Source organism: Mycoplasma sp. SG1, assembly GCF_023612375.1.
Classification (GTDB): domain Bacteria; phylum Bacillota_I; class Bacilli_A; order Mycoplasmatales; family SG1; genus SG1.
The window spans coordinates 364,915-390,260 of sequence record NZ_CP076852.1 but is presented as its reverse complement, the minus strand read 5'-3'; the positions used below and the strand labels follow the sequence as shown (position 1 = coordinate 390,260).

Annotated in this window: 15 protein-coding genes; 2 read left to right on the top strand and 13 right to left on the bottom strand. The window is 25.8% G+C overall.

Features of this window, described 5'->3' with window-relative positions; translation table 4 throughout:
- Nucleotides 1-17 precede the first annotated feature (17 nt).
- The 6 genes from JRW51_RS01820 to JRW51_RS01795 form a co-directional block, all read right to left on the bottom strand.
- Nucleotides 18-2,051 carry a transketolase family protein gene (locus JRW51_RS01820; protein WP_250328474.1) on the bottom strand — a complete coding sequence of 678 codons (2,034 nt, stop codon included), beginning with the start codon at nucleotides 2,049-2,051 and terminating at the stop codon, nucleotides 18-20.
- A gap of 104 nt (nucleotides 2,052-2,155) precedes the next feature.
- Nucleotides 2,156-4,270, bottom strand: coding sequence for an amino acid--tRNA ligase-related protein (locus JRW51_RS01815; protein WP_250328473.1), 2,115 nt, complete (start codon nucleotides 4,268-4,270; stop codon nucleotides 2,156-2,158).
- A gap of 14 nt (nucleotides 4,271-4,284) precedes the next feature.
- Nucleotides 4,285-5,628 carry a histidine--tRNA ligase gene (hisS, locus tag JRW51_RS01810; RefSeq protein ID WP_250328472.1) on the bottom strand — a complete coding sequence of 448 codons (1,344 nt, stop codon included), beginning with the start codon at nucleotides 5,626-5,628 and terminating at the stop codon, nucleotides 4,285-4,287.
- A gap of 112 nt (nucleotides 5,629-5,740) precedes the next feature.
- Entirely contained in the window at nucleotides 5,741-8,008 is a 2,268-nt protein-coding gene (locus JRW51_RS01805; RefSeq protein ID WP_250328471.1) for a RelA/SpoT family protein, read from the bottom strand.
- A 94-nt stretch (nucleotides 8,009-8,102) separates the two neighbouring features.
- Complete coding sequence (locus JRW51_RS01800; protein WP_250328470.1) at nucleotides 8,103-8,849, bottom strand: pseudouridine synthase; 747 nt, start codon at nucleotides 8,847-8,849, stop codon at nucleotides 8,103-8,105.
- Nucleotides 8,850-9,386: 537 nt separating this feature from the next.
- Nucleotides 9,387-9,773 (bottom strand): hypothetical protein, encoded by a 387-nt coding sequence (locus tag JRW51_RS01795; protein WP_250328469.1) that lies wholly within the window; start codon nucleotides 9,771-9,773, stop codon nucleotides 9,387-9,389.
- A gap of 271 nt (nucleotides 9,774-10,044) precedes the next feature.
- Between JRW51_RS01795 and JRW51_RS01790 the strand changes: the two genes are divergently transcribed.
- Nucleotides 10,045-10,314, top strand: coding sequence for a hypothetical protein (locus JRW51_RS01790; RefSeq protein WP_250328468.1), 270 nt, complete (start codon nucleotides 10,045-10,047; stop codon nucleotides 10,312-10,314).
- A 586-nt stretch (nucleotides 10,315-10,900) separates the two neighbouring features.
- Here the strand turns inward: JRW51_RS01790 and JRW51_RS01785 are convergent.
- From JRW51_RS01785 to JRW51_RS01760, 6 genes are all read right to left on the bottom strand, one after another.
- Nucleotides 10,901-12,139, bottom strand: a complete 1,239-nt coding sequence (locus JRW51_RS01785; RefSeq protein ID WP_250328467.1) for a hypothetical protein — start codon at nucleotides 12,137-12,139, stop codon at nucleotides 10,901-10,903.
- A gap of 461 nt (nucleotides 12,140-12,600) precedes the next feature.
- A complete protein-coding gene (locus JRW51_RS01780; RefSeq protein WP_250328466.1) occupies nucleotides 12,601-13,077 on the bottom strand; it encodes a hypothetical protein in 477 nt (158 codons plus the stop codon).
- 95 nt (nucleotides 13,078-13,172) lie between these two features.
- Nucleotides 13,173-13,616 carry a hypothetical protein gene (locus tag JRW51_RS01775; protein ID WP_250328465.1) on the bottom strand — a complete coding sequence of 148 codons (444 nt, stop codon included), beginning with the start codon at nucleotides 13,614-13,616 and terminating at the stop codon, nucleotides 13,173-13,175.
- A 224-nt stretch (nucleotides 13,617-13,840) separates the two neighbouring features.
- Entirely contained in the window at nucleotides 13,841-15,004 is a 1,164-nt protein-coding gene (locus JRW51_RS01770; protein ID WP_250328464.1) for a hypothetical protein, read from the bottom strand.
- Nucleotides 15,005-15,508: 504 nt separating this feature from the next.
- On the bottom strand, nucleotides 15,509-16,672 hold the full coding sequence (locus JRW51_RS01765; RefSeq protein ID WP_250328463.1) for a hypothetical protein: 1,164 nt from the start codon (nucleotides 16,670-16,672) through the stop codon (nucleotides 15,509-15,511).
- Between the two features lie 421 nt (nucleotides 16,673-17,093).
- Nucleotides 17,094-17,699 carry a hypothetical protein gene (locus tag JRW51_RS01760; RefSeq protein ID WP_250328462.1) on the bottom strand — a complete coding sequence of 202 codons (606 nt, stop codon included), beginning with the start codon at nucleotides 17,697-17,699 and terminating at the stop codon, nucleotides 17,094-17,096.
- Between the two features lie 167 nt (nucleotides 17,700-17,866).
- On the opposite strand from JRW51_RS01760, the gene JRW51_RS01755 reads away from it, so the two are divergent.
- A complete protein-coding gene (locus tag JRW51_RS01755; RefSeq protein WP_250328461.1) occupies nucleotides 17,867-18,679 on the top strand; it encodes a hypothetical protein in 813 nt (270 codons plus the stop codon).
- 27 nt (nucleotides 18,680-18,706) lie between these two features.
- On the opposite strand, the gene JRW51_RS01750 is transcribed toward JRW51_RS01755, so the two are convergent.
- Nucleotides 18,707-25,345, bottom strand: coding sequence for a hypothetical protein (locus JRW51_RS01750; RefSeq protein ID WP_250328460.1), 6,639 nt, complete (start codon nucleotides 25,343-25,345; stop codon nucleotides 18,707-18,709).
- Between the last annotated feature and the right edge of the window lies 1 nt (nucleotide 25,346).

Below are 25,346 nucleotides of genomic sequence, written 5' to 3'. Positions count from 1 at the left end.
ATCTTTCAATCAACCAACTATCAATTAGATTTCTTTGATAGTTGGTATTTTTTTACAACAGCTTTATAGATATCTTCTTTCGATAATTTGAAGCTTTTAACAACATCATCCCCTGTTCCTGATAGACCAAAAGAAGAAGGGCCAAAGTATAATGAATCCTTATCGCCGTATTTATATCATGAATCAACTAATCCCATTTCAATAAAGATTTTATTAGGGGTTGATGGAAGAATAGCATTTTGATAACTTTTTGTTTGTAAATCAAATAAGTTAGTTGAAACCATACTTACTACCCTAACATTTTTCTTAAAGTTCATTTTTAACTCTTCAGCAACATAAACTGCAGTTGCTAATTCACTTCCAGTTGCTACTATAACAAAATCAATTACAAGTCCTGCTTTTTCTTTAACAGCAATATACCCACCTGAAGCAACTTCATTTGCTTTAGTGCATGATAATTGTTCAACATTTTGTCTTGATGTTATGACAACAATTGGTTTTTTATATTTAAATTCTAAAATGCTTTTAAAAACACCGATAGATTCATTAATATCAGCAGGTCTAAATAAAATAATATTCGGAATAACCCTTAACTGAACAAATTGCTCTATTGGTTGATGAGTTGGCCCATCTTCACCTAAATAAAGCGAATCATGACTAAAAAATCATAATGAATTAAGGTTCATCAAAGCAGCTAATCTTATTCCTGCTAAACAATATTGACTAAAAGCAAAGAAATCAGCTCCAAAACCTAAATGAAAACGTGATAAATTGATCCCATTAACAAATGGTCCTAAACCAAAGTCCCTTGCTCCAAAATAAACATTTCGTCCTTTAAAATCAGCGCTTGAAAATCTTTCAGTATTAACAATAACTTTAGTGCTTCCGCTTAAATCAGAACTTCCACCAAAAAAGAGATTTTGATCATAATTATCTTTCGTTAAATAAGCAAGAATTTTACCTGTTGAAACCCTAGTTGCTTCAGGCTTAGTAGTTTTTAAACTTTTTTCTAATTTAGCTCAATCTACTTTGATGTTTCTTGAAAGTAAATTATCAAGTTCTTTAAATTGATCTGGAAACTGCTTTTTATATCTTTCAAACGTTTTTAATCATGTTTTATAATCTTGAATCTTACCGTCAACATAACTGTTAATTAGTTCTTTAACTTCAGGTAAAACAGTAAAAGCAGGATATTTTCATTTAAAGAATTCTTTTGTTTTCTGATAATCTTCGCTACTAAAGGCAGCGCCGTGTGATTTTGGTGAACCTTGAAGCGGTGATCCATAACCAATAACAGATTTTACTTCAATGATAGTTGGTTGATTATTATTAACATTCGTAGCTAATGTTAAAATATTTGAAATTTCTGATAAATTATTCGCATTTTCAATTCTGAAATAATTTCAATGCATCGCTTGAAATTGCAGTTTTATATCATTTGAAAAAGAATAATTGATTGGAGAATCTAATTGAATATTATTAGAATCATAAATTAAAATCAAATTATCTAATTTTAAATGGCCTGCTAAACTAGCAGATTCATAACTGATTCCTTCTTCTAAACATCCATCGCCTGCTAAAACATAAACTTTTTGATTAAAAATCTTTAACTCTTCTTTGTTATAAGTTGCAGCGATGTTCTTTAAACTCATTGCTAAACCAACAGCCATCCCTATTCCTTGTCCTAGCGGTCCTGTTGTCGCTTCTATCCCTAAATCTGGATTATATTCAGGATGCCCTGGAGTTTTAGAACCAGTAGAACGAAAACCTTTTATATCATTTTGTGAAATGTTGTAATTAAATAAAGACAAAATAGAGTATAAAAGCGCAGAACCATGCCCAGCTGATAATATAAAATAATCACGATTTATTCAATTCGGTTTTTCAGGGTTAAAAATCATAAATTTTGAAAACAGTTCATAAAGAACCGGAGCCATTCCTAAAACTATCCCTGGGTGTCCTGAATTGGCTTTTTGAATAGCATCACATCCTAAAAAACGGATATTGTTAATTGTTAAAAATTCTTTATCTTTAATTTCTTTTTTACTCATGTTATTTGATATAAATTAAAAAAATATTAATTTGATTCCTTTTCTAATATAAACTATTATAAAATTTAGTTCCTTTTTCTTTAGGTTTTTGATTTTAAATTATTTTATTTAAGTTTTCATTCTTTCAACAATTTGTCATTTAGTTTTAGGGGGTTATTAAATAAAATATCTGATCCCTTGCTTGTTTTTGGAAAAGGAATAATATCACGAATTGATTTACAATCGTTAATTAATCCATATAAACGGTCAAGGCCTAACGCAATCCCCCCATGCGGAGGGGCTCAATTTAAAGCGTGGATAAAAAATGAAAAGGATTCTTTAACTATTTTTTTACTTTCAGCATCTAAGTTGGATGAAATTTTAGCAAAGATTTTTTGCTGTAAAAGCTTATCATGACAACGTAATGAACCGCCCCCAATTTCTTCACCATTAATAACAATATCAAAAATATGGGAGAAATAAGCTTTTTTGTTATTAAAATTAATATTTTTATTAATTGTTTTTAAAATATTTTCTTTATTAACATTCTCAGGAAGAATTGGGAGAAAATATTTAGTAAAGGGGTGATGAAGAAAAACGGTTTGATCGGTTATTTCATCCTTTTTCAAAGTTGGTCAGTTAACAACTCAAACTCATTTAATTAATTTTTGTAAATCAGAATTATATTTAACTAAATAATTTAAATATATTTTTCTTAAAAAACCAAGGTTTGTGAAAAACTTATCATTTAAATCGGTTGCGATATCAAAAACAAGGGTGCAAGTTTTTAATCCATTATTGTTTGTCCTTTTTTCTAAAAATAAAATATCTTTGAAAAGATTTGGATTAAATTCCTCATAATTAATCGAAATGAGATGTTTTTTATGATTAAAAAAGTCAATTTGTTTGGTATGAGAATTTATTTCTAAATAGAAAAAATTTTTCATTTTATTTTGTTGTTGAAATAAAATGAATGAATCTAATAATTCTTCATTTTTAGATAATTGATCTTTAACAAAAAATCATGATAAAGTGTTAATGTTATTTTCTTTTCAAAATTTATTATTCTTTTTAAATAAAGAAAATAAATAATGTCCTAAAATAAAAACAAAACTAAAATGCGGTTGATGAATAACAAAATATTCTTTGTTTTTTAAAAGCGGATCAGTTTTTAAATCTTTATTGTCAATATGAAAAGGATAAAAAAAAGTGTGAATTAAATTTTGATCTTGAAAACGAAAATCTGGTTTGTCAGTTCCATAATTAATTAATGCGTCGTAATAGTCAATAATAGTAAGAGTATGATTTTCACTAATACTTAATCGTTCAGGGACAAATTCAGTTAAAAATTTAATTAAAAAGGAATCTATCAAATTTATAATAAAGGTTTTTGATTTTACAAAACTAAGTTCGATATCAAGTTGCGTAAATTCAAGTTGGCGGTTTTCTCTTAAATCTTCTGCTCTAAAACAACGTGCGATTTGAAAATAACGATCGACACCAGAAATCATAAGCATTTGTTTGTAAATCTGAGGAGATTGAGGCAATGCAAAAAATTGTCCTTTTAAGTTAAAGGATGGGACAATAAAACTTCTTGCTCCTTCAACGGTTGGAGATGTTAAAATCGGTGTTTCAACTTCAATAAAATCTTGCTTTAAAAAATATTGGCGAATAAATTGATTATATAAACTTCTTTTTTTTAAAAGTTGCTGGATTTTATTATTTCTTAATTCCAAATAACGATATTTAAGTTTTGTTGTTTCTAAAACATCATTGACATGTTCAGGAAGAAAAGGAATATTTTCAGAAGCTGGTTGATTATTTAATAGATTTAAAAAATGATTTAGTTGGTGGATTTCAATCGTATCAGCGTCAATTTCGATATCTCCATTAGGAATATTGATATTAGGAGAAAGTCTTTTTTTAACAATACCATGGGTAGCAATTGGAATTTCAAGACTTAAGTTTTTTAATCTTGAAAATAAATTATTATCTTGATCGTTTTTAATTAACGTAAATATATCTATTTTTTGAACACCAAAAAGATAGAAAATTGATTTTAGTCTTTCCTTTTTAAAAAAAACTTGCGTTAGTCCATAACTTGAATAAAGGTCAATAAAAACTAAATTTTTAAAAATTCTAATTTGCTTAATATATCCTTCAACTTTTAAATTTTTATCTAATAGTTTATTTGAAATCTCTCCTGCTTTAAATGAACTTGAATCTTTTAAGTTTTTCATAGTATTATTTGTTGTTAATTGTCTTCTTTTAATTTTTCTAAAAAATTATCAAGTTCAGAAAAACTAATCGCTTGAACTGGTGTTGATAAATTTAATAAATCCTTATAAAAAATAACTTTTTCTTTTCATGAATTATCCTTAAAAAAGAACAGTCATGAACAATTATGTTTGATAGCAACATTAATCTCTTGTTTTAATGATTTGCTAACCATATTATTAACAAATAAATAAACATTATGTTGTAAAAATAAATTGTATATTTGTCAATATTCTTTTTCTGGAAATGAATCTTGATCAACAAAAGATGTTAAACAAATTTTATTATCTAGTTTGTGATCTTTTTTTTGTGATTGTAAATAATCGATTAAACGATCCACTCCGACCCCAAAACCAAAACCTGTGATAGATTCTGGAATAGAAAATTTATTTAAAATTTTTTTATAGCATCCACCTCCAATCATGGTTAAATTTTTTTCAGGAAAACTATCATCGACCAATTTAATTTCAAAAACTATTCCTTGATAATAATCAAGTCCTCTGACTATCAGCGGATCGATTAGAATGCTGTTTTTTAAATTAAAATTATTCTTTAAAATTTCAACAACCATCTCTAAATCTTTTTGCGCTTTTGCTGATAGTTCAAGTCTTGGAGCATTAAGAATATAATCTTTGTTTGTTTCGTTTTTACAATCTAGTATTCTTAAGGGGTTTTGAGTTATTCTTGGAATACATAAATGACATAAAGAATCCTTAAAGTTAGCAAAATATTTTTTAAGAATTTCGTTATACTTTTTGACATCTTCTTCTGATCCTAAACTTGAAATATGAATTTTAAAATTGTTAATATTTAATCTTTTCAAAAAAGTAACAGCTAAAATAATCCCTTCAATAATAAAAAAATGATTATCATCATCTTTAGACAACACTTCAAAACTAGCTTGATAAAATTGTCTGTATCTTCCGAACTGTGGTCTTTCATAACGAAACATCGGTCCAATTAAAGAAAGTTTTAAGGGTAAATCATTAAAAAGTTTGTTTTGAGAGATTAATCTTAAAATACCAGTTGTCGCTTCAGGTCTTAAAACAAATTGACGATTCTTACGATCATAAAATTTATACATTTCATGTTGGACAATATCAGAATTTAAACCGATTGATTTATCAAAAATGTGGTTATATTCAAAAATAGGACTGTCTATATATTGATAGGAAAACTTTTTTGATAAATAAAAAAAATTTTGATAAATTTTTTCTAATAGTTTTGCATTTAAGGCGTAGTAATCCCTTGTTCCCCTTGGTTTTAGGAACGAAGATTCTGAAGAATTGTTCTGTTTTTGATTAATATCTATAGACTTCATAATTTGAAAATAGAAAATAAAACTTTATTTTATTTGATTATAAAATTAATTTGATTTGATTGTAAAATTAATTTGATGACTTTATTTTAAAATAACATAGGAAAAATAAATTTTAATTTACAATTCTTGTAATTGTATATATATCTTTTATTTTCGACATTAATCTTGATTTAATATCTTCAAATTCAGCATTATTTGACAGATTTAAAGTCAATTTAATAACAAAAACATTTTTTAAATATTTCTTTCCGAAAATATTTTCAATATTAATTTTGCTTTTTGACAAAATAACAACGATATCATTTAAAAGATTTGCCCTATCTAAACATTCAATTTTAATTTTGGTTGGAAATTTTTTTCCTATAACATTCGTTTTATCTCAATTAATTTGAATTATTTTATTATCTTCTTTAATTAATTCAGAAATGTTATGACAATCTTTATGATGAATAGCGACCCCGTGTTTGGCTGAAATAACCCCAATAATTTCATCAAATGGAATCGGTAAACAGCATTTTGCAATCGAATATTTTAGATTGTCAATATTTTTAAAATCAAAAAAACTTTTATTTTCAACTTCTTTTTTAACTTCAGGTTTATCTGCGCTTTTTATCCGTGGATTTAAAATGTCTTTAATGTCAGAAGATGGTGCTTGAAATTTTTTATAATCTGAAACCAATTCATTAAAGAAAGCAATATGGTTAACTGAACCAACTCCAACAGCATAATAAAATTTATCAAGCGTTCCAATGTGAGATAAATGAAGTTTTTGGTTAAAAAGTTTTTTATCATTAAAGGCTTTTTCAACTTCTGGATTTTTATGAAGATAAGCTAAGATTTTTTTCTTACCTTTGTTGGTTAAAAACTCATTTTCTGAAACTTTAATTAAATTTAAAGTTTTTTTGATTTTTGAAATAGCAGATGATGTTTTTACTTTTTTCAATCATTCTTCTACAGGTTTAACATGCGGTGATGTTTTAATCTCAACGATATCACCAGTTTTTAGTTGGTAATTTAAGGGACAATAAGAACCATTAACATAACCGCCCATTGCTGTATCGCCGATTTTAGAATGAATTCTGTATGCAAAATCTAAGACAGTAGCGCCTTTTGGAAAGGTAAAAGTGTCCCCCTTTGGGGTAATTGCATAAATAAAAGATTTTAAAACTTCGGTTTTAATTAATTTAATAACATCTTCAACCTCCATTTCATCTAAAAAACTAAAATCGATATATTTTTTAAAAAAACTTAACTTAATACTATCTTTTGCCTTTCCATCATCGCCTTCTTTATAAAGTCAATGGGCTGCGATTCCATATTCAGCGATTTCATCCATTTCTTTGGTTCTGATTTGAACTTCAATAATATTTTTATCGATCATGATAGAAGTATGTAATGATTGATACATATTTGGTTTTGGGGATGCGACAAAATCTTTAAAACGTGAAAAAATCGGAATATATTTTTCATGAATAGCGCCAAGAATTAAATAACAATCTTGTTTTGTGTAAGTGATAATTCTTAACGCATCTAAATCATAAATATTATTAAAGTTATGATATTTAGATTGCATTTTACAATAAATAGAATAAAATGTTTTAGGTCGACCAAAAATATCTAAATATTTAATCTTATTTTGATCTAAAAGTTTTTTAAAAATATCGATTAAATTTTCAATGTTTTTTTTTCGTGTTTCTAAAGTTTGAGCAACTAATTCTTTAACTTTATTGTATTCAACTGGATTTAAAACTTTAAAAATCAAATCTTTTAAAGTATCTGCTGTTTTTTGAAGTCCAATTCTAACTGCAATTGGAACATAAATTTCAAGGGTATTTTTAGCAATTCTTTCCTGTTTTTGACGACTTAAAAACTGAATAGTTTGCATGTTATGTAATCTATCAGCTAATTTAATAACAATAACCCTAAAGTCTTGGGCCATTCCTAAAATGATTTTATATAGATTAACATCTTCAACATCAATCGCTTTATTTTTTAACTCTTCTGGGTAAACATTAATTTTAGTAACAGTTTTAACCAAAAATGCAACTGTTGATCCGAATTTTTTTTCTATTTCGTTGATATCAACGTTAACATCTTCAACTAGATCATGAAATAAAGCTGCAATAATTGTTTTATACCCAAACCCTCATGAAGCAATGTAATAAGCTACCGTTAAGGGATGAAAATAATATGGTGTAACATTATCAGCCCTTAATTGATTTTTATGATGAAAAACACAAAACTCTCAAGCATCTTGAATTAATTTGAGATGCTTTTCATTAAAATTAAGACTTTTTTTATAAAGTCTTATTACTTCATCAATTGAAGCAATGTAAAGTCCTGTCCTATCAAATACACTGCTTTCTGTAGAATTATCCATGCTTTTTAAGTAATTATATTTCTTTTTATAAAGTTTATTTTGGATTTGAAATATTAAATATACTGGTAAATATTAAAAAGATTAAAAAAATAATTTACTCAAAAACTTTATTAATTGTTTCGTTATCTATTTTTTTTATCTGTCCCCTTTTAAGATTTAAATCTTTTAAATATAAATTACCAATCGCAATTCTTTTAATTAAAATAACTTGATAACCAAAATGCTCAAATAAACGATGAATATGGCGATTTTTACCCTCTTTAATAATAATTGAAAATTCAGTTTTTATCATTTTTCTAGAAGTTAAATAATTAATATTTTTGAAAGATGGATTAGAAAAAACTTCATTGTTAATGATTATTTTTTCTTTTGCTATTTTTTTAAAAATATTTTTAGGAATTTTATTTCTCGTTTTAACAAAATATTCCTTTGTTATTTCATTCCTTGGATGTGAAATCTTATTTGCTAATTCTCCATCATTAGTTAAAAGTAAAAGTCCAGTTGAGTTATAATCAAGTCTTCCAACATAAAAAACGTTTTCTTTAATTTTATTTGAAATTAAATAATCTTTTAAAGTAGTAAAAGTGTTGTTTTTTTCTAAAGTTATCAAACAACCTTTTGGTTTGTAAAAAGCGTAGTAGTATTTTTTATTCTCAACTGGAAAAATGAAAGTAAAAAATTGATCATTTATGTTAACTTTAACCTTATCATTTTTTTGTAAATGATAATAAGGTTGACGAACTATTTTATCGTTCACTTTAACATGACCGGTTAATACTAAATTATCGGCTTTCCTTCTACTTAAACTGGTGTTTTGGTTAACAAATTTATTTAATTTCATTAACTTATTTTACTAAAAAAGATCGTATAAAACGATCTTTTTCTTTTAAAATTTGGTGTCAATTAACAATTATTAGATATTATTTAATTGCAAGGTTTATCTATATCTAGAATTTCTCCATATATAAATAATACTAATTTAATTATTAATTATTTTAAAAAACTTTTAATCTGAAATTTCACTTAATCCACTAATTGAATATCCAAGGTATGATTTAGAGTCATTTATGTTAAATTTAACATCATTAATTTGAAAATTTGAATACCAAAAATATGGTGTTTTTGTAAAAATATAAGTATTTAGTGGTTTCGTAACCGTAACAAAAGAAGCGTATGCGTTGGTTAAAGGAACTCCTGGTTTAGTATAGGCCTTACCATAAATGAAAAGTTCCCCGAAAGATACATCTTTTGCATCTATACCATAAACTGTTTGTCCTTTAGATTGAGCATTACCTGACCTGAAACAATCTTTAATCCTGTAGTATTTCCAATCTTTAATAGAAGGTTTGGGTTAGATTGGATTGTTATGGCTACCTCACTAGGTAGATAAGTAGATAAGCAATGAATATATCAAAACTTTAGCGTCTGGATGACTGGTAACTTGCGAAAATATAGCGTTAGGAAGTGAAAAATACCCCCCCTGTGTGTTATCTTCGTTAGCAGATGTTCTTGTGTCTGTGAAAATATTATTTGTAGGAGCAGTTCCTTTAGCAAAGTTTTTATTTGATGTTGGATCAAATGCTTCGCCTTTGACATATTTATAATTTGAATTGACAAGTAATGGTCCTGTGTCTTTCCCTCCTGGAAGGTAATCAGAATCATCAATACTTGAAGTTGTGATCATATTACCATGTTCTTGATCAGAAAGCGGATCTTTTAAGTTACTTGAATTATTTATAGATACAACTGTGTCATTTGCGTCCACTGTATAATCAATATCAATAATAAATTTATTAGCAACATTTAATAAATCACTTAATGAAGAGTTTGAAAATGTGTCGTGGTTTGGATCTTTTACTGTGCTATCGTTCAGAAGTACTGAAGCTTGAACATCAGCTCCACCACCATATAATGATTCGAAAGTATCAGTTATTGTCTGAGCAACTGTGAAATGCGCATAAGCTGTTCCATTTGTAGCAAAAGCAGTTAAAGCTTCTTTAGCAGAACTAGAAACATTAAATAATGAATTAATTTGAATGTTATTTTTAGATTTACTTTTAATGCCTTTTTTAAAAGCGTTATTTAATTCATTTGTAACATTTACTTCAGTTTTTGGGCAAGGAATAACAACTGTAGGTGTTCAACTTGGATTTTTAATATCGGTTTCAGTGGTTCATGGGATTTTAACCTATTGTTTAACTCCACATCCTGCGAAACTAACTAACGTTAAAAGTGCAGCTGTTCCTGTTGAAAGGAGTGTTTTTAAAAATTTATTTTTGTTTATTGTTATTTTCATGATTTTTTAATATAAATATTTTGAATTTGTCTTGTAGTTTTTATTTCAAATAAAAGATATTGGAATTAAATTTAATCACCTATTTTATCTAAAACTCATCCGACTTGGTTTAGTGTTATATATAAGAATAAAATTAAAAAAAATTTAACTTTAACCCATATATTTTTGTTTTTGTTTTAATGTCTATAAAAATGTATTTAAATTCTAACTATTAATAAAATTCAAATTGTTTCAAAACTGATTTAAAAACTTATTCCTAGGTTTTGAATATAAAATAGAATTTAAAAATTTTTCTTAATTAATCTTATAGTTTATGTTTTAAACTAAACATATTGTAATTCAATTTTGATAACCTATTTTATCAAAACTTATCCGACTAAGTTTAGTATTATATGTACGAATAAAATTAAAAAAACATTAAATAATAATCTTTTTTTAAAAAAATAATATTATCATTTACCTATTTAAAAAAGAATATTTATAAAGTCTTAAAAAAATTATTTAAGACTTAATTTTAAAAAAAAGACTGCAGTTTTCTGCAGTCTTTTTAAATGAAAATAAAAAGTTTATTTTCTAATTTCTGTAAGTTATATTCGTTATTTAATTACACTAATACCATTTACAGAATATCCAAGATATGGATCTTTTGGATTACCTCCTAAAAATGTAAGATTATTAACATTGAAAGCTAAATCTTTATATTTAAAGTTTGATCAGAATCCGGTAGAATCAACAGAAATTATTGAAGCATATGTTCTACTACCAAAAGTTTTTTCTACAAATAATTTAGCAAAAGTCATTGAATCAGCCTTAATTCCATAAACAGGACTTTTCGTGTCACTAGTTGGATCTTGGTAATTAATAAATGATAAGTTTTTACTATATCCAAACTGTAATAAAAGAGATGAAACTTCTTTTATGAATTGTAGGGGGTCACTATATATAGTATGAATATCAGAACCTGTATTGTTATGTCCAAATGTAGATAATTCGTTAGGAAGTGAATAATAACTATCACGAGGTTCCTTGTTTTTTGATTGTATTCTTAAATCGTTGAAAAGAGCAGAATGTTTAGAATTAGTATTATCATTGGTTGGTTGTGATGGATCAAAGGCTTTAGGAGTCTTTTCAAAATTTTTGTTAACATTTATTTTATCCCCTTTGTTATTTAATGTTGTAACCATATTACCATATTCTTGACTAGCAAATGGATCATGTATTTTGCTTGAATCATTTATTGCTACAATTGTGTCGGTTGCATCAAGTGTATAGTCAATATCTATGATAAAATTATTGGCATAATTTTCTGCTCTTTGGTCTTTTTCTGATTGAGCAAAAGTTGATTGTGTTGGTGCTTTTATTGAATCATCATTAACAACTACTGAAGCTTGAACATCTGCTCCACCAGTTTTAAAGGCTTGAAAACTATCAGCTATTACATTAGCAACTGAAAAATGAGAATCAGCTGTTCCTTTCGTAGCTAAAGCATTTAAAGCATCTATATCAGCGCTAGAAACATTAAATAATGAATTAATTTGAATGTTACCTTTGGTTGTGGTGTTTTTAATACCTTTATCAAAAGCCTTATTTAATTCTTTTTTAGGATCTACTTTAACCATTACAGCAGGACCTACAGGTGTTCACGGTATATTATGTTTAGCTGGACCTATTGGTGTTCATGGTTTATTATGTTTATCTGGAGTTATCGGTTTTCATGGTATAGTATGTTTAGGAGAAGATCCGCATCCCCCAAAGCTAACTAATGTTAAAAGTGCAACTGTTCCTGTTGAAAGGAGTGATTTTAAAAATTTATTTTTGATTTTTATTGTTTTCATGATTTTTTAATATTAATGTTTTTAATTTGTCTTGTAGTTTTTATTTCAAATAAACATGTGTAATTAAAATTTAATCACCTATTTTATCTAAAACTCATCCGACTTGGTTTAGTATATATACGAATAAAATTAAAAAAAATCATTAAATAATAATTTTTTTTTAAAAAATAATATTATCATTTACCTATTTAAAAAAGAATATTTATAAAGGTTTTTAATAGATATTTAGGATTTAATTTTAAAAAAAAGACTGTAGAATTCTACAGTCTTTTTAAATTAAAATAAAAATCTATTTTTTAATTTTTACTATTTACTTGGTAGTGACTTAATATCTTTTATAAAATATCCAAGATATGGATCTGAAGTTCCATAAAATTTAAGTCCTTCGATTTTAAAGGCTAATGAATCAAACCTATACTTATTTTTAAAGCTAGGTTCATCAATGCAAGAAATTATTGGAGCTAAATCTTTACTTTGTCCGTCTTTAAAAATAAATCAGCAAAAGTCATTGAATCAGCCTGAATTCCATAAACAGAACCTTCTGCTCCGCTAGTTGGATCTTGGTAATTAACAAATGATAAGTTTTCACTATATCCAAACTTTAATACAAGATTAGAATGTTCAATTTTTTCCTTATTATCTGAGACTACGGTATGGAAATCCTTCTTTGTTGGACTATGCCCAAGTCTATATAATGCGTTAGGAAGTGAATAATAACCACCCTTAGGGCTATCTTTACTAGGATCAACGCCATGAATATTCCATGTCGATAATGATATTCTTGAATCATTAAAAAGAGCAAAAATCGGGTTGTTATTTGAAGAATCAGCTTTTTTGCTTGGATCGAAAAGTCCATTATTAGGCTGATCAAAAGCAAAGTGTTGGTTAGGTAGTATTGGTCCTCTCGTACTTCCTGTAATCGCCGCTTCTGTAATCATATCGCCGTAATATTGAGTAGAAAGAGGATCTTGTATTTTGGTTGAATCGTTTATTTTAATAATTTTACCTGATGAATCAATAGTATAGTCAATATCTATGATAAAATTATTGGCATAATCTTTGGATAGTTTTTATCAGATTCCTTAAAAGTTGATTGTGTTGGTGCTTTTATTGAATCATCATTAACAACTACTGAAGCTTGAACATCAACTTCACCATCGCCTATATTCTTGCTATTTATAAGTATTACATCGTTATCATTTTGAACACTAAAATTTGGAACACCACCACCTGATAATAATTTTTTCAAATTACCTGTTTCTTCATCAGAAAGATTAAATAATTTATTTACTTGAATACTACCGCTTTCTGATGCTTTAGCTCCGCCTTCTTGAAACAAATTATTTAATTCATGTGTAACGTTTCCTGCTGCTGGCTTTGGTGGTTTTTTATGCCCACATCCTGCAAAACTAACCAATGTTAGCAATGCTATTGTTCCTGTTGAAAGGAGTGTTTTTAAAAGTTTATTTTTTTTCATCTTTATATATAACTTTCATCTATTTTATTATTTTAATATCTATAAAATTGTATTTTTTTCAACTTGTCTTATGTTTATGTTTTAAGATAAACACATCGTAATTATATTTTGATAACCTATTTTATCAAAACTTATCCGACTTGGTTTAGTATATATACGAATAAAATTAAAAAAAATCATTAAATAATAACTTTTTTTAAAAATAAAAATCTATGTTCTAATTTCTATGATTTAGTTGTTAATGCTTTGATCTCATTTGCAAAATATCCAAGATATGGATCTGATGATGATGATCCATAAAATTTAAGTCCTTTGATTTTAAAGGCTAATGAATCAAACCTATACTCATTTTTAAAGATAGGTTCAGGAACCTTATAAGAAATTAGTGGAGCTGAATCTTTATTTTGTGTGTCTTGTAAAAATAAAGAGGCAAAAGTCATTGAAGCAGCATTAATCCCGTAAACAGTACCTTGCTTCTCACTAGTTGAATCTTGGTACGTAGTGAATGTTAAATTTTTGCTATATCCGAATTTTAATAAAAGATCAGAACTGCAAATTGTTTTTATAGGCTCTCGGACTACAGTCTCGTATTTATCGCTTGCTTCATGACCAAGTTTATATAATTCGTTAGGAAGTGAATAATAAGCACCTAGAGGGTCATCATGACCTTTTTGAGCAAATTCTATTCTTGAATCTTCAAAAAGAGCTAAATTTTCGCTATTGTCTTCATCAGCTTTTGATGCTGGATCAAAAGAAGCACCAGTGTGATCTTGATACTCAAACTGTTTGTTGGCTAATATTGGTCCTACATTTCCTTCAACCCTTGTTGTTGTAATCATATCGCCGTAATATTGAGTAGAAAGAGGATCTTTTATTTTTCTTGAATCGTTTATTTTAATAATTTTACCTGATGAATCAATAGTATAGTCAATATCTATGATAAAATTATTAGCATAATCTAATGGTTTTTTAGCTTTTCGTGAATCTTCAAAAGTTTTTGCTGTTGGTTTTGAGATTGTTTTTGAGTTATCATTAATAATTACAGATGCTTGAACGTCAACTCCTCCATCGTCTATATTCTTGCTATTTATAAGTATTACATCGTTATCATTTTGAACACTAAAATTTGGAACACCACCACCTGATAATAATGTATTAAAATTACCTTTTTCTTCATCATAAAGATTAAATAATTTATTTGCTTTAATACTACCGGTTGGTGATGCTTTAGCTCCGCCTTCTTGAAACAAATTATTTAATTCTTGTGTAACCTTTGCTGTTGTAATTTTAGGAGGTTTTTTATGCCCACATCCTGCAAAACTAACCAATGTTAGCAATGCTATTGTTCCTGTTGAAAGGATCGTTTTTAAAAGTTTATTATTTTTCATCTTTATATATAACTTTCATCTATTTTATTATTTTAATATCTATAAAATTGTATTTTTTTCAACTTGTCTTATAGTTTTGGTTTCAAATAAAATATATTGGAATTAAATTTAATGCCCTATTTTTTCAAAACCCCGTCTGACTTGGTTTAGTATATATACGAATAAAATTAAAAAAAACATTAAATGATAAATTTTTTTAAAAAAATATTCCTATTATTAACTGCTTCAAAAAGAATGTTTATAAAGGTTGTGAAAACTTAGGAAAAAATGTTTTATAGAAGAAAATAATGGTTCAAAAAACAAAAATATATAGTTGGAGATAAAATTAAAAGGATGTTTTAATCAAAAATAATGAGGAAAATAATAGTTCGACTAAGAAAGCATTTAATTGAATTGCCTAATTCATCTTATAAAATTAATTTAAATTAGATAATGAAATTTTAAAGAAATTAAAAGATAAAAATTTTATAAATAAATTATTAATGTTTTAGAATGTGTATAAAACTATTTGATTTCTACCACATTCTCTACTGAATATCCAAGAAATGAATCGTTCTTCAATGCATGAAATTTAAGTCCTAAAACTTTAAATGATAATGAAGAGTAAGGTTCGTCTTCTATAAACCCAGGGTTTTTACCAGCAGAAACTAATGAATCAAATGTAGGTCCTGATTGTTCAGCTAAAAATAAAGACGCAAAAGTCAATTCATCTGCATTGATAGCATAAATTGTTGACCCTTCAGATTGAGCTAGCCCTTTATAAGAAGAAACTTTTAAGTTAGAGGTATATCCAAGCTTAATTGGTAAAAGTACAGAACTACGAATCGTTGAATCTGATTGTTGAGATACAGTATGCATGTTAGGAACATCATCTGAATCAAGAACAAAGGTATATACTTCATTGGGAAGTGAATAATAACCTCCATTAGGAACATCTTTCTCCAAAGAAGTCCTTGTGTCAAGAAAAATAAAACCATTTTTTTCACCTGTATTAGATTTCGTTGGATCAGGCTTGTAATGCCCCTCGTACTGTTGGTTTGTCCTTAATGGTCCTGTTGGTAAACCGTCTGGGAATTGTGAGTTCTTATTAATACTTGATGTTGTGATCATGTTTCCATTCACTTGATCATACAAAGGATCTTTCATATAATCTGGAAATTTGTTAATTTTTGTAATGTTATCAGATCCGTTAGTTTGATAATCTATATCTATGATAAAATTATTAGCGTAATTTAGTGGATTTTGTTGGGTTTGCGAAGTATTAAAAGTTTTTTTTGTTGGTTCGTAAATTTTATGGTCAGTTAATAATACGGATGCCTGTTCATCAATAACATTATTCTCTAAAATAAAACTATTACTTCATATTACTTCTGTAGCTGATATATTCATATCCCCATTATTTACTTCCGCACCACTAGAAGCTAAAGATTCTAAAGCAGAAACATCTTTGCCATAAACATTAAATAATGGATTTATTTTTATTGATCCACCCTTTTGACCCTGTAATCCTTTGTTAAAAATGTTATTTAATTGGTTAATAATATCTTTATTTTTCGGAGGAGAAAGAGAATGGCTTGATCCACAACCTGCAAAACTAACTAATGTTAAAAGCAGAACCGTTCCTGAAGAAAGTAACATTTTTAAAAGTTTGTTTTTCTTTTTTATCATAATCTAAGTCTTTATTTTTTGATTAATTCTTTCTAATTTTGTTATCTTATGATGTCTCATGACCTATATTTAGCTCATTTTTAATATAAAAATAGAATGAACAACTATCAAAAAATTATTCATACATTTTCATCTACATATCTGAATTGAATTATATTAACGATAAAAATCAAAAAAAATTAAAAAATAAAAAATAGATAAAGATTAATTTTTAAATAAAACATTTAATCTTTTATCCCTATGCCCTAATCTACTAAGTATTTAAAATATAAAGATGATGATCAAAAAAATTCAATTTACTTTTCCTAAATTTTGAAAATCTTTAAAAGACTTAAAAATAAAAAATATTTAACATCCTTTATTGAAATAATAAAGAAAATTTCAGATTTGATTTACAATTTATTTTAATTTATGATAAACTTTAAAAGTTTTTAGATAAAATTCGAGCAAAAAGGACAATAAATAAAAAACTAAAAGTCGATATAACTGCAAATTGAATTAAATTAAAACCGAATAAATAACCAAAAAAACTACCTTTTCATTCAATTCCTCAAAGATACAGTAAAAAAAGATAATTAGCAAGAACCATTCAAAGAGAAGTAATTAGTGTGATTAAAGTAAAACTTATAATATCAAAAATCAAATTTTTAAGTTGTATAGTTGAAAATGATATAAATTTAATTCTTAAAAAAAACTCAAATAATAATTGATAAACAAAAAAAGCGCAAAACCAAGCTAAAACTCCGACCATTCCACCGATATGAAATGAAGAAAAAACACAACTTAAAATTATATAAGTTGCAAAAGACGGAATCCACAAAACAAATCCACAATAGTATTGAATTATTAAAAGTGCTACTAAAGAAAAATTCAAATTTAACGGAAAAGCATACGGAATATATGGTATTGTTATGAAATTAAAAACGACTGCTAAGGAAGTAAAAATACAAGCAAAAGCAAATTTAAATGTTTTAGAATAATTATTATTAAACTTGGGATTATTTAAATTAGATGATCGAGGAGACATTAAAGTTTTTTAAGTTATAAAAAATAAACTTACTATTTTTAGTTAAAAATTAAAAAATATTAACTAATAAATAAAGTAAATTTTTTAAATATCAAGTTAGATAATTATAAATTCTTTTAAAAAAAAACAAATTTTAAAAAATTATTTTAATTACCACTACATTAGATATGAAAGATAAATGTTTTAAAGATAGATATTGAAGAAATAGAAACCTACCGATAATTTTAACGAAAAGATTAGAATTAATCTCACCTTATTATTGAAAAAAAACAGCAAAACTGTTATTTATCAGTTCTCTTTTGCTCTTTTTAATGGTTTTTCTTTTAATAAGCAACGAAAGCATTGTATTAAGTTGATTTAATCATACGCAAATATTAAAAAATACGGACAGTATTTTTTTAAGTTATTTTGCATGATCTGAATGTATTTTACTTACTATTATTTTTTTTATAAATGTAGTAACTTGCGATGTTAGTAAAAAAATATGAAAAGAAAATAAAATATTTATGCGATTTTGAATTGTTTATTTTTTGATTGTTGGATTAATTTTAATTGATTTTCTTTCAACTGTTCAAAGTATTTCTGTTTTTAATAGTTTTTTTTATCAAAAAAATATTATCAATAATTTAAATAAAACCGATTGTCTTAAGACAAAAATATTAATTGGTCACTTTTCATATCTATATTTCTATTATTCGCTTATTACGGCATCAGCCGTTTTAACATCTATTTCAACCATATCATTCATAGTTCTTACGTTTGTTTTTATTTTTTTAGGAATAAAAATTACTAACTATCGTTCTACTATTATTTGATCATATATATCACCATTTTTCACTGTTGATTGAGAAAAAATTAAAAATGATTATCCTAATCTAAAATGAAGTGAAACTAAAAGAGATTTTAAAAGAAATAAACCTGCAAAAATCTCCAGAAGTTTTAAAAAAGCGACTAAATATCAAATGAATCTTAATCCTTAATTTTTAGTTTTTTTTAGATGTTTTTGGTTAAGGTTTACGGTTTTTCTTAATTGCTTGTTTTCTTTTAACTAAATCTTGAAGGGTCATCGATTTCTTATTTACCTTTTGAGTTGCTGAAGAACCGGTTTTACGTTTTAAAATCATATTATCAATTTTTGAAATTTTTGATTTATACAATAATTTGGTTCTTACCCTTTTTTGAAAAAATCAAAGTGATGGAACTGCTAATAAACCCCCTCCGATGCAACTTAATAAATATATCGCTCACGCTGGAAATTTAGAAGCAATATCATCGGGGATATCTGCTTTTAAAATATCTGGCAATAAAGAATTAATTTCTTCATAAGTTAATTTATCAAAAGGAATTTTATTATTTAAATTTGAAAATTGTAACAAGTCTAATGCTATCACATCTTGCTCAATAATCGGTTTATTCGGGTTTTGAGCAGAAACAATAATATTTAATATTTTTTCTCCAAGAATTTGTTGGTAAAAATGTGAATAAAAGGTTCTTGTGCTAGTATTATTAACTGATTTCAATTCTTTTAATGTTGGATTATTTAAAAATTGGATAGTGTAAATACTTCCCTCATTAAAGATTTTATTAGAAACATTTGACCCAAATGTATCATATACTTTTTGATTAACTGTTCTAGATTCATCACATCGGTTAGGAATAACTATCGAATTAACTTTATAATCGCTGTTAATGTCACGTTTACTATAAGCAATAAGGGCAGGATAAGGAACATCCATTATTCCGAAGGTTTGATGTTTAAAAAATAAATTCTTTAATTTAGAATCATTTTCAAAAGAATATAAACTTTTTATATCATCATGAAGTTGAAAACGATGAAAAGTTTTTAAATTATTAGCTTCAAATTCAAATTCAATAACTGTTTTGGACACTTTGAAATTTTGATTACTAATTTGTTTAACCCCAATTCTTGGGTCTCCTAAACTTGGTTTATACAATATACCATATTTAATGTTAATTGGAGTTAAACTATTGTTTTGTAAATATTGTTGAAATTGATTTGCAGTTAAGTTAGGACTTGTTTCAATAACAATCGCATACCCATAAAAATTTAATAATGAAAAAAAGACACGATTATTAACTTCAATTCGTTTAAATGACATAACATTTAACTTATCTCATTTATCACGATCAATATAATTGTCATAAGTGGTTGTCGTTTTGTTGTTGAAAACGGAGTTTTTGGATACTTTAGAGTTAATGTGTGGTGCTAATCTATCTAAACCAAAAATTCCTTCTTTTTTCTTGAAAAAAATATGTTGATAAGGAATATTATCTTTATTGATTAAATCAGATTGTTCGTTTTCAAAATCAGATTGATTTTTATAAAAAGCTGCTAAGAAATCATAAGCTAGAACATTTTTGCCGTTCAATAAAAGTTTATTTGAGTTTCTTAAACCATTTCAATTATCAATGAAAAATTTCATTTTATGAAAATCTAAAACTGGATATTTTAAAGTATCATCTTTAAATCTAAAAATACTATATCTTTTATTTTTTAAACAACTGTTATAAAAATTATTTAAATCAGCTAAAAAGACTTTTTTTTGTTCTAAGATAAAATTATTTAAAACTTCAAAAGGATCGAAAGAATTTCTTGATACATCGTATATGGTTGAAGCGGTGTTGTAAGCATGATTTAAATAATTTTTCCCAGTTAATACTCTGCTATTAGATTTATTTTTTAAAGATGGATAATCGCTAATAAAGTTATGTAATGTATTAAGAATATCGGTTGCATCAAAATTAAAGTTAAATTTAAAGTTTAATTCTTTTTTCTTATCATACCCTAAACCAAAATAAGCATTTTCTGAATCAATAAAATTTAATTTTATTTCATCAATATGTTCTTTTAATTTTTTGATTTGAAATTGAATAAAATTATTAAATTCTTGTTCATCTTGATCATAAATTTTTAAATCAGAATAAAAATTTTTTGATTTTATTTGATTAATTAAATTTCTTTGATTATAAGAATTATTAGGATCAAAATCATCATATCCTAATCCTTGGTAAATTCTTAAATTAACAGGATTAGCATTCCGTCCATCAGGAATAACATAATATTGACTTAAGCCACTAATATATTTATTCTTTGCTAAACCTTGAGTCTGGAGCATTTTCAGAAACAATGAATTTTTATTATTAAATTGATCAAATATTAGATACAATGATCCAACGGAGTATTTTTGATCTCCGATTGATTGCATCAATTGATGAATGTCTTGAATTATCGTTGATGCTTGGAAATTTGTATTTTTAAATAGTTCTATATATTCTGATTTTTTAAATTTATACCCATCAAGAACACGATCTTCATTCTTTAATTTTTTTAATAAGTTTTCGAATCTTTTTAAAATATCATCAATTTTTTTTGGTAAATATTGATCTCCAGTAAATCATCAGTTTTGGTTATTTCTTTTTAATTTTTGCGTAAATTGATCATCATAAAAGCCAAAATAATCTTGATTTTTGAATAATTCTTCTTCTTTTCAGGTATTTCTAATCTTAACTACATATTGATAGAAAGAATTAATTTTTTCAACCATCATTTTATTGTATTCTAAATTAAATTCAAGAAAGGTTCGTTTAAAATAGTTTTTAGATTCATCAAGGGTCGGATTTAGATATCTGATACGATCTTGAGGAGGTGAAGTAAAATATGGGTTTTGTTTGGTTGAAGTATGTTTATTAATCAAATCAGAGATGTTATTTCTAAGATTTATAAAAGCAAGACTATCTTTGGTATCGCTTTTAAAATGTAAAGTATCAACTATTTTTCAAAAATAAATATGAAGTTGATGTAATTTTATCTGTCAATCAGATAGAAACTTACTCAATTCATCTTTTGATGTAATCCCTGGGATTAATTTAAAAAATTCTTTAATTGGGTCAAAAGTTTGGTTTTTTGCAAAATCGGTTTTAAAGCGATCTAGACTATCTAGCATATAACCAATTGATGCTTCTTTTCCAGCAGATACTTTTTCGTATGTGTTTAATTTTTCAATAAAGAAAAGAAGTAAATCCTTATAGTAAAAATAATCATATCCTAGGAAATCTTTGCTGTAATAAAAATCCTGATAATATTTTTTAGTATGCTCGATAAATCTGTTTTTATATTCTGATTGAATAGAAAGAATTTTATCTACTTCATCTTTAAAATATTCATATTTAGAAACATTTAATACTTCTTTTGGTCCAAAACTGGTTAATTTCTGTAATTCATTTTTTGTCATTAACGAAAGAAAACTTAAAAACTTAACGTTATTATTACCTCACCTTCTAGGGAGGACAAATTTTTCTTTGATTGATGACTCAAATAAATTAACCATCACAGGATCAAATAATTCAATTATCCGATTATGAGGGTTGTATAAAAATTTATCATTACGGTTATTTAAATAATCATCTAATTTTGAAGAAGAAAAAATATCATCATAATCTTTATCTTGAAGTTGTTTGCTTATTCAATAATCATTAAATCAATTTTTTAACGGATCGTTTTTATCGCTGTAAAGCGTATCACTATATATAATTTGTTTTAAATAATCTAATATATATCTTAAACCTTTTTTAAAACCATTAAGATAAAAAAGTTTTAATGAAGTGTAGTTTGATCTATTTTTATCAAATAAAAGTAATTTATCAAAAGTTAAATTATTATCTTCGATGAAATTGAAAAACGATTTTATATCATTATTAAAACCAGAATAATTAGTAATCGTAAACCCGCCAACCCTTTTTAATCATATCTGTCATTGATTAATATTATCATCTAAATTTTCGTCTTTTTTATTTATTGTTGTGTTATAAAATAATCCAAAATAAATATTATCTTCTCACTCTGACTCTGAAAGATTAGGTTCAGTTCATCGATATAAGGTAAATAAATTTGCAAACATAGTTTTGTATGCAGTGAACCATTCTAAATAGAAAGTGTTAAATTTTTGAAGATAATACGGAAAATCAGTTGTAATAAAAGATTGAAGTTCAGAAAAATTAGAAAAAAGTTTTTTTTGATTGCTTAATCTTTTAATTTCATTTTTTTTGTTAGTTAAAGCTGTAATATTATTACTATTAACCTTTCTTAAAATAACATTATACTTACCGTCATTTAACGGTGTCCCTTGTGCTATAAGGATTTTTGCTGATGGTTCTAAAAGAAAATCGTTAGAAGTTAAAAGATTATCCCATCTTCTTTTTAAGTATTCTCCATTCTCTGAGTTTGAAGTAAACTCTGTTTTTAAAAATGTAGATAATTGAGAAAAACTAGAAATATTGTTGTCTAATGTAGCAGTCATTTTTTTCTTTATTTCTTCAAGCGATGAAAAGACAAAGTGGTATTTTGAATTTTGGTCAGGAAAAAAATTTGTATCTGCGCGTTGAAAAAAAGTAAAATTGGATAAATAATTTAACTGTCCTTTTAAAGTGGTATATAAAACTACTAATAATTCCAATAAATCAATCGTATACTGATTATGAATAGAAATTTTTTGTTCAATGTAACTTGATATAGATAATGCATTTAGAGGTTGTTTTTTTTCCAATTCCATAAATTCAAAATAACTATATACTGTATCGTAAAATTCTGCATATTCAACAAAAAACTTATCTAAGTTCTTTATAAAGGTATCTTGATTATTAACATCAGGAACTCAAGATGCATTTTTCAAAGAAGTTAAAAAAAACATTGTCTTCTCATATTCTTTATTAATAACAAAATTGATAGAATCTTTAAAAATACTAGAATATTTTTTTAATTGTGATAAATGAATAGGCGCTTTTCAATCATTAAAAATACTATTTGCTATTCTTTCTGGAATTTGCGCAATATGACTGTTTATAAATTGTAGTTTTGGAAGATTCTGAATAATTTTATCAAAGTTAATCATAATTTGCTGTTTCTTACTTGCATCTTCTGACAGATACAACATAACAAAACGTTGGACAGCTAAATCGAAAGAATTTAAATTACTTTTATAAAAATGCTGCAATAACCAAAAATACAATTTTTGATTATTATTTGGTAAATTACCAAAATATGATACAAAAATAAAATATTTTATCCAATTTAAATAAAATTGTTCATCTATAGTTTCCTTATAATCAGGCATTATTACATCTGAAATTCTTGGTTGCTTAGATTCATCATAATTATTTACAAATTGTTCCAAAACTTGAACAAATCATGGATCTTGCCCATTAACCATTGCTAGATAATCAGAATAATAATCACCATCATTATTAGCAGCTTTTAAAGGATTAAGATACTTGTTTAAAGCATTCCCTTTAATAACTGAATTAATTAAGGAATAAAAAAATTCCTTATAGTTATCTAGATGTGTGAAATAACGAACGACAAAATTATCTTGATTTGAATATTTTTTAAATTCTTCATAAAAATCATTATCTAAAATTATAAAAATTTGGTTTTCATTTGGTTTCTTTAAATAACGCTCAACATGACTATGGTTAGTGCCTTGTCTAACAATTATAGATGGAGTAAAATTTGGGTTTTTACTTTCTCCAGAACCATCAACTTCTCTTATATAATTTTGTTTTAGATATTCTAAAAAATCTTGTGTCCAATTGTAATAAGGAAAAATTTCCCTTGTATTCTGGCTATGAAATATATTAATATAAATCGGTTTTTTATCAGCAGTTTCTAAAATAGATGAAAGCTTTTTGTTTTGATTAAAATCTGAAGTTTTTTTGATATTGGTTTTGAAAAAAGTAATAATTTGTGACACTTCATCTTTATTCAATTTAGGTTTTAAAGAATCAAATAAATTATTAAATATTCTTGCATCAGATGATTTATATAAATCTGAAACCATATTTAAAAAGTGTAAAAACTGAGCAGTGCCCTGCCCACTATGTTCATTGTGCTGATCAAAATAATGATAAAGAAACTCTGCTCTTTGATGAGGATTTCCTTGCGCTTTTGTTTCGGTTATTTTTTGTTTTATTTCTTTGAATAATTTTTTAACATCATCGTTAACATTACGATCATCAATATTTTGATATTGATTAATTAATTGTTCAAAAAGTAAAAAAGGTTCGTCATCGATTAGGGTTTTTTTATTGATATCAAATTTTAAAAATAATTTAAAAAATAAATCTAATAAATTTTTTTTAATAATAGAAGTATTTATATTATTAAATTTATTGTTATATTCTACGATTCATGTATCATCGAAACCAGTTTGAATTTTTTTAGGCCTACGTGATATTTTACCCTGCTTAATCTTCTTTCTAGAATTTTTATTCCTTTGGTTTATAGATAATTTACTGTTGTTTGAGATTACTTGTTTAAATAATTTGGAAAATTCTTTTCTTAATTTTTTATTATCTAAGTTATCGATAAAAAATGTATTAAAGTCATTAAACTCTTCTTCGATAGGAAACAAATCTTCTGGATTTGATTTTAATTTTGATTCGTTATCGCTGAATTTGTTGATTTTTTCCTGAAGTTTGCTTAAACTTTTTAATGTCTCAAGAACGGATTCATCTAGCATACTAAGATCTTCTGATGTAAATGATGAATTTGTGCTAACTGAAGCTTTGATATCTTGAAGTTGAAGTACAAATAATTGTAAAATTAAAAATATTAATCCCTTTTGTTTCATA